The sequence below is a fragment of the Mesorhizobium sp. M2E.F.Ca.ET.219.01.1.1 genome, assembly GCF_004016445.2.
GTDB lineage: Bacteria > Pseudomonadota > Alphaproteobacteria > Rhizobiales > Rhizobiaceae > Mesorhizobium.
This window is the reverse complement of sequence record NZ_SADT02000001.1, coordinates 1515647-1531334: the sequence shown is the minus strand read 5'-3', so window position 1 is coordinate 1531334 and position 15688 is coordinate 1515647. Positions and strand designations below refer to the sequence as shown.

The 15688-nt window shown below is 64.3% G+C and carries 13 protein-coding genes; 8 read left to right on the top strand and 5 right to left on the bottom strand.

The window, feature by feature from the left end:
* The first annotated feature begins 79 nt into the window (after positions 1 to 79).
* The 4 genes from EN862_RS07190 (at position 80) to EN862_RS07170 (ending at position 5244) form a co-directional block, all read left to right on the top strand.
* Positions 80 to 1561, top strand: coding sequence for an ABC transporter substrate-binding protein (locus EN862_RS07190; protein WP_127863444.1), 1482 nt, complete (start codon positions 80 to 82; stop codon positions 1559 to 1561).
* A 250-nt stretch (positions 1562 to 1811) separates the two neighbouring features.
* A complete protein-coding gene (locus tag EN862_RS07180; protein ID WP_127863442.1) occupies positions 1812 to 2759 on the top strand; it encodes an ABC transporter permease in 948 nt (315 codons plus the stop codon).
* Positions 2756 to 3625: an ABC transporter permease gene (locus tag EN862_RS07175; protein WP_127863441.1), complete on the top strand. Its 870-nt coding sequence runs from the start codon at positions 2756 to 2758 to the stop codon at positions 3623 to 3625. The genes EN862_RS07180 and EN862_RS07175 overlap by 4 nt, the downstream gene beginning before the upstream one ends.
* Complete coding sequence (locus EN862_RS07170; protein ID WP_127863440.1) at positions 3622 to 5244, top strand: dipeptide ABC transporter ATP-binding protein; 1623 nt, start codon at positions 3622 to 3624, stop codon at positions 5242 to 5244. Before EN862_RS07175 ends, EN862_RS07170 begins: the two co-directional genes overlap by 4 nt.
* Positions 5245 to 5268: 24 nt before the next feature.
* Here EN862_RS07170 and EN862_RS07165 read toward each other — a convergent pair whose 3' ends face one another.
* Positions 5269 to 5700, bottom strand: coding sequence for a TerB family tellurite resistance protein (locus EN862_RS07165; protein WP_127863439.1), 432 nt, complete (start codon positions 5698 to 5700; stop codon positions 5269 to 5271).
* Positions 5701 to 5807: 107 nt separating this feature from the next.
* Here EN862_RS07165 and EN862_RS07160 point away from each other — a divergent pair, with 107 nt between their 5' ends.
* A complete protein-coding gene (locus tag EN862_RS07160) occupies positions 5808 to 6593 on the top strand; it encodes a TSUP family transporter (RefSeq protein WP_127863438.1) in 786 nt (261 codons plus the stop codon).
* Positions 6594 to 6644: 51 nt separating this feature from the next.
* Positions 6645 to 6815, top strand: a complete 171-nt coding sequence (locus EN862_RS07155; protein ID WP_126060304.1) for a hypothetical protein — start codon at positions 6645 to 6647, stop codon at positions 6813 to 6815.
* Between the two features lie 423 nt (positions 6816 to 7238).
* On the opposite strand, the gene EN862_RS07150 is transcribed toward EN862_RS07155, so the two are convergent.
* Together EN862_RS07150 and EN862_RS07145 are read right to left on the bottom strand one after the other, a co-directional pair.
* Positions 7239 to 8708: a cobyric acid synthase gene (locus tag EN862_RS07150; RefSeq protein ID WP_127863437.1), complete on the bottom strand. Its 1470-nt coding sequence runs from the start codon at positions 8706 to 8708 to the stop codon at positions 7239 to 7241.
* Positions 8708 to 9313, bottom strand: a complete 606-nt coding sequence (locus EN862_RS07145; RefSeq protein WP_127863436.1) for a dimethylsulfonioproprionate lyase family protein — start codon at positions 9311 to 9313, stop codon at positions 8708 to 8710. The genes EN862_RS07150 and EN862_RS07145 overlap by 1 nt, the downstream gene beginning before the upstream one ends.
* Before the next feature lie 139 nt (positions 9314 to 9452).
* On the opposite strand from EN862_RS07145, the gene EN862_RS07140 reads away from it, so the two are divergent.
* Together EN862_RS07140 and mmsB are read left to right on the top strand one after the other, a co-directional pair.
* Positions 9453 to 10619 (top strand): isobutyryl-CoA dehydrogenase, encoded by a 1167-nt coding sequence (locus EN862_RS07140; RefSeq protein WP_127863435.1) that lies wholly within the window; start codon positions 9453 to 9455, stop codon positions 10617 to 10619.
* A gap of 21 nt (positions 10620 to 10640) precedes the next feature.
* The gene (mmsB, locus tag EN862_RS07135; RefSeq protein WP_127863434.1) at positions 10641 to 11525 is read left to right on the top strand and encodes a 3-hydroxyisobutyrate dehydrogenase; all 885 of its coding nucleotides are present in this window, start codon (positions 10641 to 10643) and stop codon (positions 11523 to 11525) included.
* A gap of 473 nt (positions 11526 to 11998) precedes the next feature.
* On the opposite strand, the gene EN862_RS07120 is transcribed toward mmsB, so the two are convergent.
* Positions 11999 to 13378 carry an aspartate aminotransferase family protein gene (locus EN862_RS07120; protein WP_127863432.1) on the bottom strand — a complete coding sequence of 460 codons (1380 nt, stop codon included), beginning with the start codon at positions 13376 to 13378 and terminating at the stop codon, positions 11999 to 12001.
* A gap of 219 nt (positions 13379 to 13597) precedes the next feature.
* On the bottom strand, positions 13598 to 15667 hold the full coding sequence (locus EN862_RS07110) for a prolyl oligopeptidase family protein (protein WP_127863431.1): 2070 nt from the start codon (positions 15665 to 15667) through the stop codon (positions 13598 to 13600).
* Positions 15668 to 15688: the final 21 nt, after the last annotated feature.

Here is a 15688-nt window from a genome sequence, read left to right as displayed (position 1 = left end):
GGCAGCACGAAACGCAATTTACTCGCACGCGAAATCACGCTTCTATCCGCCGGCTTGAGCAAGCAATGGGAGTTCAGCGATGAAACTGTGGAAGACCACCCTGGCCGCGGCTACGCTGTCGCTTGCCGCCGCCACGTCGGCCTTTGCCGCGCGCACCGACCTCACGCTCGGCATCGTGCTCGAGCCGCCGCATCTCGATCCGACCGCCGGCGCGGCCGCGGCCATCGGCGAAATCACCTATGCCAATGTCTTTGAAGGGCTGACTCGCATCGACGATAACGGCCAGGTTCAGCCCGGGCTCGCCGAGAGCTGGACCGTCTCCGACGACGGCAAGGTCTACACGTTCAAGCTGCATTCCGGCGTGAAGTTCCACGATGGCTCGGCCTTCAGCGCCGACGACGTGAAATTCTCGCTGGACCGGGCGCGCGCCAAGGATTCGCTCAATCCGCAAAAGCCGCTGTTTGCGCACATCACCGATGTCACGGCGGTCGATCCGGCGACGGCCAAGGTCACCCTCGACGGCCCGCAGGGCAATTTCCTCTACGACATGGGCCAGGTTGCGGCGGTGATCGTGGGGAAGGGATCGGCCGACGGCAACAAGGACAAGCCGATCGGCACCGGTCCGTTCAAGCTCGATCACTGGGCCAAGGCTTCCGAGATCACGCTCGTCAAGAACCCGGACTACTGGGGTACGCCCGCCGCGCTCGACAAGGCGACATTCCGCATCGTTCCCGACGCCGCCGCCGCTGTTCCCGCCTTGCTCTCGGGCGACATCCAGGCTTTCGCCAACATGCCAGCACAAGACGCGCTCGGGCAGGTCCAGTCCGATCCGCGCTTCAGCGTCGTGATCGGCGCGACCGAGGGCGAGACGATCCTGTCCATCAACAACAAGAAGCCGCCATTCGACAAGTTGGCGGTGCGGCAGGCGCTCGCCTCCGCGATCGATCGTAGCGCCATCATCGCAGCCGCCTCGAACGGTCTTGGAAAGCCGATCGGCTCTCATTTCTCGCCAGGCGACGCGGGCTATATCGATCTCACCGGCGTCTATCCGCACGACATCGCCAAGGCCAAGGCGTATCTGAAGGAAGCGGGGCTGGAGAACGGCTTCTCGGCCACGATCAAGCTGCCGCCCGTACCTTACGCACGCGACGGCGGCCAGGTGATTCAGTCCCAACTGAAGGAGATCGGGGTCGATCTGCAGATCATTCCGGTCGAATGGGCGGAGTGGCTGAGCCAGGTCTTCACCAACAAGGACTACGACCTGACGATCGTTTCCCATGTCGAGCCAAACGACATCGATATCTATTCGCGGCCCGGCTACTATTTCCAGTATGACAATCCAAAGTTCAACGGTCTCATCAAGCAGCTCGGCACCACGGTCGACAAGGATAAGAGGCTGGAACTGCTGGACGAGGCGCAGAAGATTCTCGCGCACGACGTGCCTGCCGTCTACCTGTTCGAGCTGCCGAAGATCGGCGTCTGGGACGCCAAGCTGCAGGGCATGTGGACGAACTGGCCGATCGAGGCGGATGATCTGACCAAGGTGAAGTGGAGCGAGTGAGGTCTGTCGGCCAAGGGCAAACGTTGCGCTCCGTCGCCCCCCTCTCTGCCCTGCCGGGCATCTCCCCCTCAAGGGGGGAGATTGCGCTCTCTTCTCTGCTTTCGCCAATTACCTGTACCGCGTTGGTGCCACCGGCGCAGAAACTGCTGATCTCCCCCCTTGAGGGGGAGATGGCCGGCAGGCCAGAGAGGGGGGCGCCAGAACGCCATCCTTGCCCAGTCTCTGTACCCGGCAACCAAGCCATTCCGAAATGACCGCCTATCTCCTCAAACGCCTCATCATCGCGGCCCTCACCCTGGTGCTGGCCTCGATGGTCGTCTTCGCGGTCATGGAGATCCTGCCCGGCGATCCGGCACGGCTGATGCTGGGCCTGAATGCCAGCGCCGACCAGGTCGAGGTGCTGCGCAACCAGATGGGGCTGAACGCGCCGCTGCTGCTGCGCTACCTGCACTGGGTGGCAGGGCTGCTCAGCCTCGATTTCGGCCGCTCCTACACCTATTCGGTGCCCGTCATCGAGCTGGTGCGCGAGCGCATTGCCGTTTCCCTGCCGCTGGCGCTGATCGCGCTGGCGCTCTCGACCATCATCGCCATTCCGGTCGGCGTGTTCTCGGCGAGCCGCCAGGGTCGCGCCGGCGACACGCTTGCTATGGGCGCCGCCCAGCTCGGCGTCGCGGTCCCGAATTTCTGGTTCGCGCTGATGCTGATCTACCTCTTCGCCGTCTGGCTGCGGCTGGTGCCGGCCGGCGGCTTTCCGGGCTGGGGCGCCGGTATCTGGACGGCGTTGAAATCCCTGATCCTGCCGGCCATCGCTCTTGCGCTGCCGCAGGCGGCGATCCTGGGCCGCGTCGCCCGCTCGGCGCTGATCGAGGTGCTTAACGAGGACTATATCCGCACCGCGCGCGCCAAGGGCCTGCCCTACCGCGCCGTGCTGTGGCGCCACGCGCTGCGCAACGCCATGATCCCGGTGCTCACCATCCTCGGCCTGCAATTCGCCTTCCTGCTTGCCGGCACCATCATCATCGAGAATGTCTTCTACCTGCCTGGCCTCGGCCGGCTGATCTTCCAGGCCATCACCCAGCGCGACCTGATTGTGGTCGAAAGCATCGTCATGCTTCTGGTCGCCGCCGTGATCCTGATCAACCTCCTCGTCGATTTCTCCTACGCCATCGTCGACCCGCGTCTTAGAGGCCGGCAATGACCATGCGTATCGACTTGCCCGAGGAAACGCTTGCCGGCGTGCTCGCCAAGGCTCTCGGCAACCGCTCCTTCCTGATCGGGCTGGTCATCACGCTGCTGATCGTTGCCGTCGCGCTCATCTCCTTCCTCTGGACGCCTTACGACGTCGCCAGGCTGGTGATCGCCGACAAGACGCAGGCGCCCTCCTGGGCGCACTGGTTCGGCACCGACCATTTCGGCCGCGACATCCTGTCGATGATCATGGTCGGCGCCCGCAATTCGATCGCAGTCGCGCTGGTCGCCGTCGGCATCGGCATGGGCATCGGCGTGCCGCTCGGCGCCTTCGCCGCCGCCCGCGGCGGTCTGGCCGACGAGGCGCTGATGCGCCTCAACGACCTCGTCTTCGCCTTCCCGGCATTGCTCTCGGCAATCATGATCACCGCGATCTTCGGCCCCGGCGCCGTCAACGCCATCATCGCCATCGGCATCTTCAACATCCCGGTTTTCGCCCGCGTCGCCCGCGCGGGCGCGTTGGCCATCTGGCCGCGCGAATTCATCCTCGCCGCGCGCGCCGCGGGCAAGGGCATGACGCGCATCAGCATCGAGCACATCCTGCCCAACATCGCGACGCTGCTCTTGGTCCAAGGCACCATCCAGTTCGCGCTGGGCATCCTCGCCGAAGCCGGGCTTTCCTATGTCGGCCTGGGCGCGCAGCCGCCGATGCCGAGCTGGGGCCGCATGCTGTTCGACGCCCAGACGCGCATGGTGACCGCGCCCTGGATGGCGATCTTCCCTGGCATGGCGATCGTCATCACCGTGCTTGGGCTGAACCTGCTCGGCGACGGCATCGCCGATATCCTCGATCCGAAATCGCGGCGGCGCCGATGAGCCTGCTCGAAATCGAGAACCTGTCGCTGACGATCGGCGCCACGCCGATCCTGAAAGGCGTCGAGCTGACGGTCTCGCCGGGCGAGGTCGTGGGCCTTGTCGGCGAATCCGGCTCCGGCAAGTCGATGACGGCGCTGACTATCATGCAGCTCCTCCCTCATCTGGCGCGCGCCGAAGGCCGCGTCGCCTTCGACGGCATCGACATCCTCGGCGCCACCGAGGACCAGATGTGCGCCTTGCGCGGCGACGATATCGGCATGGTTTTCCAGGAACCGATGACGGCGCTCAACCCGGTCAAGACGATCGGCGAACAAGTGGCCGAAGGCATTCGCTGGCACACCAAGGCGGGCCGCGCCGAAGCCGAGGACCGCGCGCGAAAAATCCTCGACCGCGTCGGGCTGCCGGAAGCCAAATTCCCGCTATCGCGCTATCCGCACGAACTGTCCGGCGGCCAGCGCCAGCGCGTCGTCATCGCGATCGCCTGCGCGCTGAAGCCGAAGCTGCTGATCGCCGACGAGCCGACGACGGCGCTCGACGTGGTGCTGCAGGCGCAGATCCTCGACCTGTTGCGCGATCTGGTCCGCGAGAACCGCATGGGCCTGCTGCTGATCTCGCACGATCTCGCGGTCGTCACCGAGATGGCCGATCGCCTGACGATCCTGCGCCATGGCGAGGTGACGGAGGCCGGTGACACGGCGCGCACGCTGTCCGAGCAGCAGCATCCCTACACGCGCGAGTTGGCGCTGGCCTCCATGCATGTGCCGGCGCGGCCGAAACAGCACCTTGCCGGATCGGCAAAGCCCTTGCTCGACGTCGAAGGCGTCAGCCGGGACTATCCGGGACGGCGCAAATCCCTGTTCCGGCCGGCAGAGCCGATCCGCGCCGTCGACGATGTCTCGCTCACCATCGAACCGGCGCAATCGGTGGCGCTTGTAGGCCGCTCGGGCTGCGGCAAGTCCACCCTTGCCCGCATGATCCTCGCCTTGGACAAGCCGACGGCCGGCACGATCCGCTTTCGCGGCGAGGCCATCACCGGAAAAGCGGAAGCCGAGCTGAAGCCGGCCCGGCGCGACATGCAGGTCGTGTTCCAGGACCCCTACGGCTCCTTCGATCCGCGCCAGAAGGTGGAGAAGCTGGTCGCCGAGCCGCTGCATCTTCTGGAAAAACAGCCGACGCAGGCCGAGCGGCGCGAGATGGTCGCGCATGCGCTCGATGAAGTCGGGCTCGGTCCGCGCGACATGGACAAATACCCGCATGAATTCTCGGGTGGCCAGCGCCAGCGCCTGTCGATCGCCCGCGCCATCATCACCCGCCCGAAGCTGGTGGTCGCCGACGAGCCGGTCTCGGCCCTCGATGTCTCGATCCGCGCCCAGATCCTCGACCTTTTCGCCGAGCTCAATCAGAAGCTCGGCATCGCCTATCTCTTCATCACCCATGACCTGACGGTCGCCCGCGCCATGGCGGACGAGGTGCTGGTCATGCATGAGGGCAAGATCGTCGAACGCGGCCGGACCGCCGACGTGCTCGACCATCCGCGCTCCGACGCGGCGCAGGCGCTGGTGGCGGCGGCCCCCGACCTACACCGCGCGATCGCGCGCAAAATGCAGGAACAAGGCTAAGCAGCCGGTACCCGGCCGGGCTGGCTATTTCTCCGGCTTCACCAAATCGACAGGGCTGATATCGAGCAGGTCGAGCGTGCGGCGCAGAAGCTTCACCTCACTCTCCGCCAGTTTGGAATCGGCCTTGGCGATCTCGGCCATATGGCGCGCAAGCAGTTTCCGGCGCTCGACATCGAGATCGCGAAACAGGGCGATCGCCTGCGAGCCGTTGGTTTCGTAGCCATAGTCGTTGAGATATTCGATGACGCTGTCGATCGAGGTTTCGGGGATGCCGAAGGCTTCCTTGCAGATGTGGCGGAAGACAACCATCTCGCTCTCCGAAACCGTACCGTCGGCCAGGATCATGCGGAACAGCATCAAAAGCTCCGCCGACAGCACCGGATCGTCCGCCACCTTGCGCACACCCGGGTCACCGTCGAAGATCGAACGTATCTGGTCGAGCAGCGCCATCGCCATCAAGCTCCCCTTTCCGATTCAGTCGAGATTGTTAGCTTGGAATCGCTCTTGCGCAAACGGGGCAAGCGTGGTGGAAGCTGCGGTTTCCTTCCAAACATCCCTTCCCGATGATCGACCTTACGCTGCAGACCGCCCTCATCCTGATTGCCGCGGCTTTTGCCGCGGGCTTTGTCGACTCGATCGCCGGCGGCGGCGGGCTGATCACGATCCCGGCGCTGCTGCTTGCCGGCTTTTCACCGGTCGCAGCCCTCGGCACCAACAAATTGCAGGGCATGTTCGGTTCCGGTTCGGCCACCATCCATTATGCGGCCAACGGCCAGGTCGACCTGCGCCGCCAGCTGCCGTCGGCGCTGCTGGCGCTTGCCGGCGGCGCGGTCGGCGCACTTTTGGCGACGGTCGTTCCAGGCGATTTCCTGCGCGCCATCCTGCCGCTGCTCCTGATCGCCATCGCGCTCTACTTCGCGCTGAAGCCGAACATGGACGACGTCGACCGCGCCGAGCGGCTGTCGGCGTTCCTGTTCGGGTTGATCATCCCGCCGCTGGTCGGCTTCTATGACGGTGTCTTCGGTCCCGGCGCCGGCTCCTTCTACATGCTCGCCTTCGTCACCCTCGCCGGCTATGGCGTGCTCAAGGCGACCGCCCACACCAAGCTGCTCAATTTCGCCTCCAACATCGGCGGCTTCGTCGTCTTCGCCGCCGTCGGCGTCATCGACTGGAAGATCGGCCTGATGATGGGCGTGGCGCAGTTCATCGGCGCCCGTGTTGGTGCCAGCCTTGCCATCCGCATCGGCGCCAGGCTGATCAAGCCGCTGCTGGTGGTCGTCTGCCTGGCGCTCGCCGCGAAGCTGCTGGCCGACCCGGCCAATCCCTTGCGCCAGCTAATTGGTATGTGACCGCACCACTGGTACAATAAGCGCGCGCGAATCATGTTGGAGGGACTAGACATGAATCTCAGTGCGCCTACCCAAATCGTGTTCATCATTTCGTTGGTCATCGCCGTCATCGGCCTTCTCGCCGCGCTTGGCGTTCTTGCATTCATTCCGCTTGCACCCGTTTGGATCATGCTCATCGCCTATATCGTGCTCGCCGCCGGCTGCTTGATGCGCGGCGCTTGAAAATTCGCAGATCTCGGGCAACTCGGAGCGCCCGGCCCTGCCGGGCGCTTTTGATTCTTGCGAGTTTGTTCTGCTAGGCTTCCGCCATGTCCGACGAGACAGAGCGCCATCGACAAGATAATCTCCAGCGTCGGCGCTTGAGGCTAGCGAGAGCATTCCAACTTCGTCATCCACGGGCGGAGCGGGAGCAAAGCGGACGCGTAGACCCGAGGGTCCATTCCGTGACCTCGATCGAAGGGCGCAACGGAGCAGAATTCTGCACGGCTCCAACGCCTTCAGGTAACGGAATGGATTCTATGGTCTGCGCGCGTCGCTTCGCTCCTTGCTCCGCCATAGAATGACGACCGCATAGGCGGCTCAGCCAATCGCCAAGGTACGCGATCCCTCAGCTACCCGAGCCAGCTTCCGTGCGGTGAACCCGGCCTATCGCGCCAGCCCAAAAATCGCGTCGCAGTCGAGATGCCGCTCCAGCTCGGCCGCGACCTCGTCCAGCGCCTTCTCGACGTCCGCTCGATAGTCGATGCCGCCGCCCTTGACACCAAGGCTCGCTAGGTAGGCGGCGCGAAAAGCGTCGGCGGAAAACAGCCCGTGCAGATAGGTGCCGATCACCTTACCGTCGGCGGAAATCGCGCCGTCCTCGGCGCCGTTGAGGATCGTCGACGGCCGCGCCGTATCCGGACCAGTGGTGCGGCCGAGATGGATTTCATAGCCTTCGAGCGGCAGGCCAAACCGCACCGACTGCGCGGTTGAATTGCGCACCGTCTTTTCCGGCTCCATTACCGTTTCGATGTCAAGCAGGCCAAGGCCCTCTGCCTCCGTCACGCTGCCTTCGATGCCGTCAGGATCGCGGACCATGCGACCGAGCATCTGATAGCCGCCGCAGATACCGACGACATGGCCGCCGCGCTTGCGGTGGGCGAGAAGGTCGCGGTCCCAGCCATTCTCGCGGAATTTGATGAGATCGCCGATCGTCGACTTCGAGCCGGGAATGACCACCAGCCCGGCATCCTCCGGCAACCTCTTGCCCGGCGGCACGAACACCACCTCGACCTGCGGCTCGGCTTTCAGCGGATCTAGGTCGTCGAAATTGGCGATGCGCGCCAGCATCGGCACCGCCACCTTCAGCGCCCGTTTCTCGCCGGACGCGAGGCGTTCGAGCACCACGGAATCCTCGGACGGCAACCGGCCGGATGCCTTCAGCCACGGTACGACGCCGAAGCAGTGCCAGCCGGTGAACTTTTCGATCGCCTTGATGCCGTCGTCGAACAACGAGACATCACCACGGAACTTGTTGATGAGGTAGCCGGCGATCATGCGCCGGTCGTCCTCCGGCAGGATAAGATGCGTGCCGGCGACGGAGGCAATGACACCGCCGCGATCGATGTCGCCAACAAGGATCACCGGCACATTGGCCCGCGTCGCAAAACCCATATTGGCGATGTCTCGGCTGCGGAGATTGATCTCGGCCGGCGAGCCCGCGCCCTCGACGATGACAAGGTCGGCGCCCTCGCCAACCTTGGCCCAGGAATCGAGCACCGCGTCCATCAGTCCGGCTTTCATCGCCTGGTAGTCGCGCGCCCGCGCCTCGCCATAGACCTTGCCGTGCACCACCACTTGCGAGCCGATATCGCTCTGCGGCTTGAGCAGCACCGGGTTCATATGCACGGTCGGCCTCACCCCGCAGGCCAGCGCCTGCAGCCATTGCCCACGGCCGATCTCGCCTTCGCCGGCCTCGCCGGGAATGTCGGCGACGGCGGCATTGTTCGACATGTTCTGCGGCTTGAACGGCCGGACTTTCAGGCCGCGATTCTTCGCGGCCCGGCAAAGGCCCGCCGCCAGCACGGTCTTGCCGACATCCGAGCCGGTGCCCTGCAGCATGATCGCTTTTGCCATCAGCCCCTGCTCCCCGAACCGATGGTCGACTTCTGCGCCAGCGGCCCACCGCGCCAGAGATAGAGCGCCATCAGCGGTTCCTTGCCCGTGCGCATGGCATGGCTGACATTCGATGCGTGGTGGATCACCTCGCCGGCGCGGCGACTATGAAAGTCCCCCTCGCCCATCCGCCACTCCGTGCCACCGGTCAGGGGGATATAGATCTCCTCGGCGATGTGGTGGTGGTCGGGATAGACGATGTCCGGCCCGAGCATCAGCAGGCCGCCCGCGACCTCGTCATTGACGAAATGCCCGCGCGTGCCGAACACTTCCAGCCAGCCGTAATTGTCGATGAAACTCTGCCCGAAATCGGCTGCGTTATAGGTCTGCCCCCAGCGCAGCTCGTCCCGATGGTCGGCAACCAACCGCGTCAGCGGCTTCGCGTCCGCCGGTGCAAGCTCGGCGATGCGATCGAGATGGCCGAGGCAGGCAAGCGCGCGCGGATCGAGAGGAAGAGCAGGCATATCCCAGCCGATGCGCGCGACTTCGTCCGCGACCAGATCGTTGTCGACGCCGGCGAGATAGGCATGGAAGCGCTCCAGCAAATCATCGAAAATTGTCGGCACGCAAGAGCTCCGTTAGTCATTCCATGCACAGCCGGTTCTCAACGGCCCGGGTTGCGCGGCGGCATCATTGGTCTAGATTGAACGGCGCGCAAAGCCAAAAACGACAGGCCAGAAGGCCTGAAACGACAGGGAGCACGCCATGGACGCGGCAGTCGATGCGGGCACTGGCCAATTCGAACTCAACGAGGAACAGCGCGCCATCCAGGAGATGGCCCAGGCCTTCGCGGCGGACCGCGTCGCGCCCAACGCGCTCGATTGGGACAAGGCAAAGCACTTTCCCGCCGATGTGATCCGCGAGACCGGTCCGCTCGGCCTCGGTGGCATCTATGTGCGCGACGATGTCGGCGGCTCGGCGCTTGGGCGGCTCGATGCCGTGCTGATCTTCGAGGCGCTTGCCCACGCCGACCCGGCTTTTTCCTCCTTCATTTCCATCCACAACATGGCGGCCTCGATGATCGACCGCTTCGGCTCGGACGAGCAGCGCCAGCGCTTCCTGCCGAAACTGACCTCGATGGAGTGGCTGGCGAGCTATTGCCTGACCGAGCCCGGCTCCGGCTCGGACGCCGCGGCGCTGAAGACGCGCGCGGTGAAGAGCGGCGGCGATTATGTCTTGAACGGCGCCAAGCAGTTCATTTCCGGCGCGGGCGACAGCGACCTCTATGTCGTGATGGCGCGTACCGGCGGCGATGGCCCGAAAGGCATTTCGACCTTCGTCGTGCCCAAGGATGCGCCGGGCCTGTCCTTCGGCGCCAACGAGCACAAGATGGGCTGGCACATGCAGTCGACCCGCCAGGTCATCTTCGAGGACTGCAAGGTGCCGGCCGAGAACCTGCTTGCCACGGAAGGCGCCGGCTTCGGCATCGCCATGGCGGGCCTCGACGGCGGAAGGCTGAACATCGCCGCCTGCTCGCTGGGCGGCGCGCAATCGGCGCTCGACAAGGCGCTTGCCTATACGGCCGAGCGCAAGGCCTTCGGCACCAAGATCAACCAGTTCCAGGCGCTGCAGTTCAGGCTGGCCGACATGGAGACAGAGCTGCAGGCCGCCCGCATCTTCCTTTACGCCGCCGCTTCCAAGCTGGATCGCAAGGCGCCCGACGCCGGCAAATGGTCGGCCATGGCCAAGCGCTTCGTCACCGATATCGGCTTCGACATCGCCAACCAGGCGCTGCAGTTGCATGGCGGCTACGGCTATCTGCACGATTACGGCATCGAGAAGCTGGTGCGGGATCTCCGCGTCCACCAGATCCTCGAAGGCACCAACGAGATCATGCGCGTCATCATCGCGCGATCGCTGATCGGCCGCTGAACAGACTTTGGGAGAGAGACAATGAGCACCATCGCCTTCATCGGCTTGGGCAATATGGGCAATCCGATGGCTGCCAATCTGGTCAAAGCTGGCCATGCGGTGCTGGGGTTCGACCTTGTGCCCGAAAACCTTACGGTCGCGAAAGAGCACGGTGTGACCGTCATGGCGAACGCCGTCGCAGCGGTGAAGGACGCCGATGCCGTCATCACCATGCTGCCCGCCGGCAAGCATGTGCTGTCGGTTTACGAAGACATCGCCCCCAAGGCTAAGAAAGGCGCGCTGTTCATCGATTCTTCGACCATCGATGTCGAATCGGCGCGCAAGGCGCATGCGATTGCCGCCAGGCACGGCCTGCCCTCGATCGACGCGCCGGTCTCCGGCGGCACCGGCGGCGCCACGGCCGGAACCCTGACCTTCATGGCCGGCGGCTCGGACGAAGCCTTCGCCACCGCCGAGCCGATCCTGAAGCCGATGGCCGGGCGCATCGTTCATTGCGGCGGCGACGGCGCCGGCCAGGCGGCCAAGATCTGCAACAACATGATTCTCGGCATCTCGATGATCGGCGTCGCCGAGGCCTTTGTGCTCGCCGAGAAGCTCGGCCTCTCGCACCAGGCGCTGTATGACGTTGCCTCGACCTCGTCGGGGCAATGCTGGTCACTCACCACCTATTGCCCGGTACCCGGCCCTGTTCCGGCCTCGCCGGCCAACCGTGACTACAAGCCGGGCTTTGCCGCAGCGCTCATGCTGAAGGACCTGAAACTGTCGCAGGAAGCCGCGCAGAGCACGGGCGCGGTGACGCCTCTCGGCGCCGAAGCCACGCAGCTTTATGCGCTGTTCAACGCGCAGGGGCATGCTGGCGTCGATTTTTCCGGCATCATAAATTTCCTGCGCGGCAATAAAAGCTAAACACCTGCTTTTGAACGGTTATTAGCGGATTTTTTCGACCCAAAGCCGGCAAATTTAGATTTGCTTAAGGTCTCGATAACGCACCGGTAACGATGTGCCTTTAAAACGGACTGCGAGGCGGACATCGCGTCTGCCCGGCGCTCCGGATCAGGTCTCGCGTACCGGAGCCCGTAAGTTTCGCAAGTATTCTTGTCGCGAAACGCCATGCGTATCTGGCAAAGCCGCGTTCCCGTTGGGGCGCGGTTTTTGCGTTTTGGAGACATCAGCAGCGTCGTCATCCCAGGGCGGAGCAGGAGCGAAGCTCCGTCGCGGAGACCCTGGGATCCATGCCGTTACCTCGGACGCAGGGCGCAGCGGGGCAGAATTCTGCACTGCTGGCGGAGCGTCGATGTAACGGCATGGATCCTCGGGTCTGCGCTGCGTCGCTTCGCTCCTTGCTTCGCCCGTGGATGACGACGGAGCTTGGATACCCCTCAGCGCTTACGCAGATCCGCGTCCGCGAGATCGAGCGCCTTCGCAATACGCTCGCAAGCCATGTCGATCGTGTCGCGCGTCCAGATCAGCGGCGGCGAGAGAATCATCGTGTCGCCGGTGGCGCGCAGCATCATGCCGTTCGCGATCGCATGGTCGCGCACGACGACGGCGGCGCTTCCAGACGGCAGATAGCGTTCCTTGGTCGCCTTGTCCTTGACGATCTCGATCGCGCCCATCAGGCCGATCGAACGCACCTCGCCGACCAGCCTGTGCCCAGCGATCCGCTCCTGCAGCGCCTGCGCGAAATACGGCCCGGTGTCGTTCTTGGCCCGCTCGACCAAGCCTTCCTTCTCGATGATCTCGAGGTTCTTCAGCGCCACCGCGCAGGCCACCGGATGACCGGAATAGGTGTAGCCGTGATAGAACTCGCCGCCCTTCTCGACCAGCGTCCTGGCGACGCGATCGCCGACCAGCAGCGCCGACAGCGGCTGGTAGCCCGAGGTGAGCGCCTTGGCGGTGGTGATGGTGTCAGGCTCGATCCCGAAGGTCTGCGCCGCGAACCACTCGCCGGTGCGGCCATAGCCGGTGATGACCTCGTCCAGCATCAACAGCACATCGTATTTGCGGCAGATACGCTCCACTTCCGGCCAATAGCTCATCGGCGGGATCTTCACCCCACCGGCGCCCATCACCGGCTCGCCGATGAAGGCGGCGACCTTGTCGGCGCCGGCCTCGAGGATCGCGTCCTCGACCGCCTTGGCCGCGCGGATGCCGAAATCATGGTCGCTCTCGCCCGGCAGCGCCAGCTCATAGGCGTAAGGCATCATCACATGGACGATGTTGGGCACCGCGCCGCCGAGCTGCTTGTGCATCGGCTCCATGCCGCCGAGCGAGGTGCCGGCGATGGTCGAGCCATGATAGGCCGACTTGCGCGAGATGATGCGGTTCTTCTCGGGCTTGCCTTCGAGCGCCCAGTAGTGGCGCACGAGCCTGAGCGCCGTGTCGTTGGCTTCCGAACCGGACGAGCCGTAAAAAACCTGGCTGACATGCTTGGGCGCCAGCTCGGCCAGCTTCTTCGACAACAGCACCGGCGTCGGCGTCGAGCATTTGAAGAAGGAGTTGTAGTAGGGCAGCTCTTTCATCTGCGCGTAGGCCGCCTCGGCCAGCTCGTCGCGGCCGTAGCCGACATTGACGCACCAAAGGCCCGCCATGCCGTCGAGGATTTCGGTGCCATCGGCGTCGTAGATGAACGGTCCCTTGGCATGGGTGATGATGCGCGAGCCCGCCTCGCGCAGTTCCTTGTGGTCGGTGAAGGGGTGAAGGTGATGCGCGGCGTCGATCTGCTGAAGCTGCTTCAGCGAATAGTTCTGATAGGTCATGGATTTGGTCTTTCCTCTTGAATCAATCCGGCAACGGCCGGGGCGGATTCTCAGAGGAAAGCGGGCGGCGAATAGCCGATGCGGGCGCACAGCCGCAAAAGCTCGGCGCGAAGGGTCCGAGGTGACGGCGTCACCGCGACCCCGAAGGCGCCAGATGTGCTGAAGCGGATCATGGCGGCAGCTTATGCCGCCCGAGGCCCAAAATTCAAGCCACCCCAGTCATGCAGTCTTACGGAGCGACCGCTGCAGAAAGATGTAACGCATCGCCGTCTGCGCCGCCTGCGGCCGACGATCGCCGCGCCCACCATGGCCGCCCTCGGTCTCCTCGAAGAAGAGCGTCCGGCCATGACCTGCCTCCTGCAGCCGCGCTGCCATCTTACGCGCGTGGCCAGGATGGACGCGGTCGTCGGCGGTCGAGGTCATCAGCAGCACCGGCGGATAAGCGACATTCGCCTCGACATGCTGATAGGGCGAATAGGCACCAAGCCATTCCGCCTCCTCCGGCTTCGACGGGTCGCCATATTCGGCGATCCACGAGGCGCCGGGCGGCAGTTCGATGTAGCGCAGCATGTCGAGCAGCGGCACGTCGATGATGACGGCGCCGAACAGTTCCGGCCGCTGCGTCAACGACGTGCCGGTGAGCAGGCCGCCATTCGAGCCGCCCTGGATGCCCAGCTGCGCCGCCGTGGTGATGCCGCGCCGGACCACATCCTCGGCCACCGCCGCGAAATCGTCGAAGGCGTTCTGGCGCTTGCCCTTCAGCGCCGCCTGGTGCCAGGCCGGACCGAACTCGCCGCCGCCGCGGATATTGGCCTGGACATAGGCATTGCCCTTGTCCAGCCAGAGCTTGCCGCGAATGCCGGCATACCCAGGCAGCAGCGGCACTTCGAAGCCGCCATAGCCATAAAGCAGCGCTGGCACCGGTCCGTTCTGGTCGCGGCGCCTGACCACGAAATACGGGATCATCGTGCCGTCCTTCGAGCGCGCCTCGAACTGCTCCGAAACATAGGGCGAGGCATCGAAGCGGGCCGGCTGCGATTTGACTGTCTCAAGCGTCTCGCCATTGTTGTCCGACCAGATGATCGAGCTCGGCGTCAGGAAATCGGTGAAGGAGAAAGAGACGCTGGAGCCGAAATGCTCGGCATGGCTGATGCCGACATTGCCGTTGTCGGGCAGCGCCACAGGCTTGAGCGACCAGCTGTTGCCGATACGATCGCAGGCGATGACCTTGCCGCGCACATTGTCCATCAGGTTGATGAACAGCCGGTCCTGCGTCCTGGCCAGCCCCGCGATCGAAACGCGATGCGCCGGCGCGAGCACGATTTCGAACGGACCGAATTCGCCCGTGTCGATCCACCGGTCGAAATCGACCGAGTAAAGTCCGTCGGGCAGGCATTGCGTGCCGTCGGGCGCCGTCCACGGGCTGCGTACGCCGAAGATGAGCTGGCCCTTGTAGATCGCCGTGTCCGTGGCGTCATCGGGCAGCGGAATGCGCCGGTTCTCGCCAGAAGCGAGCCGCAAAAAACTGTGCGAGGTGAAGAAGTCGAGCGTCTTGCCGAGCAGCACATGCCGCTTGTCGCCGTCATATTCGACGCCGCCGCCGACCGCGAGATGCTGCTTCTCGCCCTCGAAGATCGGCGTTGCCTCCTCGAGCTTCGTGCCGCGCCGCCAAAGTTTTATGACGCGCGGATAGCCGGACTGTGTCTTGTCTTCCTCCTCGAACGCCGCCGAGACGAGCACCGTGTCCTTGTCCAGCCAGGAAAAGCCCGACTTGGACGCGCGCGCGGAAAAACCGCCCTCGACAAAGGATCTCGTCGCGATATCGAACTCGCGCATCTCGCTGGCGTCACCGCCGTCCGGCGACATGTAGAGCAGGCAGCGGTTGAAATCGGGATAGAGCCGGCTGGCGCCGCCGAACACCCATTTCACGCCTTCCTTCGCCGAGAGTTCATCGAAATCGATGATCGTCTCCCAATCCGGCTTCTCGGTCTTGTAGGAAGCGACGGGCGTGCGCCGCCACAGGCCCAGCGCATTGGTCTTGTCCTGCCAGAAATTATAGACGTGACCGGCAAGTGCAGCCCCGACCGGCATATTGTCCTCGGCCGTCATAAGATCGAGCGCGGTCTCGAAGGTCGCCTGATAGGAAGGGTCGCCCTGCAATTCGGCCACCGTCAGCGCATTCTGGCGATGAACCCAGTCCAGCGCTTGCTTTCCGTTGCGATCCTCCAGCCAAAGGAAGGGATCGTCCGCCGTCGACTTGGGCTGGGTTTTGGTCATCGTGCTGGTCATGCGGGTCTCCATCTGGCGGCC

Coding starts and splice junctions, on each gene's coding strand:
- EN862_RS07120 (WP_127863432.1), bottom strand. CDS start 13,378: ATGACCTATCAGAACTATTCGCTGAAGCAGCTTCAGCAGATCGACGCC.
- EN862_RS07180 (WP_127863442.1), top strand. CDS start 1,812: ATGACCGCCTATCTCCTCAAACGCCTCATCATCGCGGCCCTCACCCTG.
- EN862_RS07110 (WP_127863431.1), bottom strand. CDS start 15,667: ATGACCAGCACGATGACCAAAACCCAGCCCAAGTCGACGGCGGACGAT.
- EN862_RS07190 (WP_127863444.1), top strand. CDS start 80: ATGAAACTGTGGAAGACCACCCTGGCCGCGGCTACGCTGTCGCTTGCC.
- EN862_RS07165 (WP_127863439.1), bottom strand. CDS start 5,700: ATGGCGATGGCGCTGCTCGACCAGATACGTTCGATCTTCGACGGTGAC.
- EN862_RS07155 (WP_126060304.1), top strand. CDS start 6,645: ATGAATCTCAGTGCGCCTACCCAAATCGTGTTCATCATTTCGTTGGTC.
- EN862_RS07170 (WP_127863440.1), top strand. CDS start 3,622: ATGAGCCTGCTCGAAATCGAGAACCTGTCGCTGACGATCGGCGCCACG.
- EN862_RS07150 (WP_127863437.1), bottom strand. CDS start 8,708: ATGGCAAAAGCGATCATGCTGCAGGGCACCGGCTCGGATGTCGGCAAG.
- EN862_RS07175 (WP_127863441.1), top strand. CDS start 2,756: ATGACCATGCGTATCGACTTGCCCGAGGAAACGCTTGCCGGCGTGCTC.
- mmsB (WP_127863434.1), top strand. CDS start 10,641: ATGAGCACCATCGCCTTCATCGGCTTGGGCAATATGGGCAATCCGATG.
- EN862_RS07140 (WP_127863435.1), top strand. CDS start 9,453: ATGGACGCGGCAGTCGATGCGGGCACTGGCCAATTCGAACTCAACGAG.
- EN862_RS07160 (WP_127863438.1), top strand. CDS start 5,808: ATGATCGACCTTACGCTGCAGACCGCCCTCATCCTGATTGCCGCGGCT.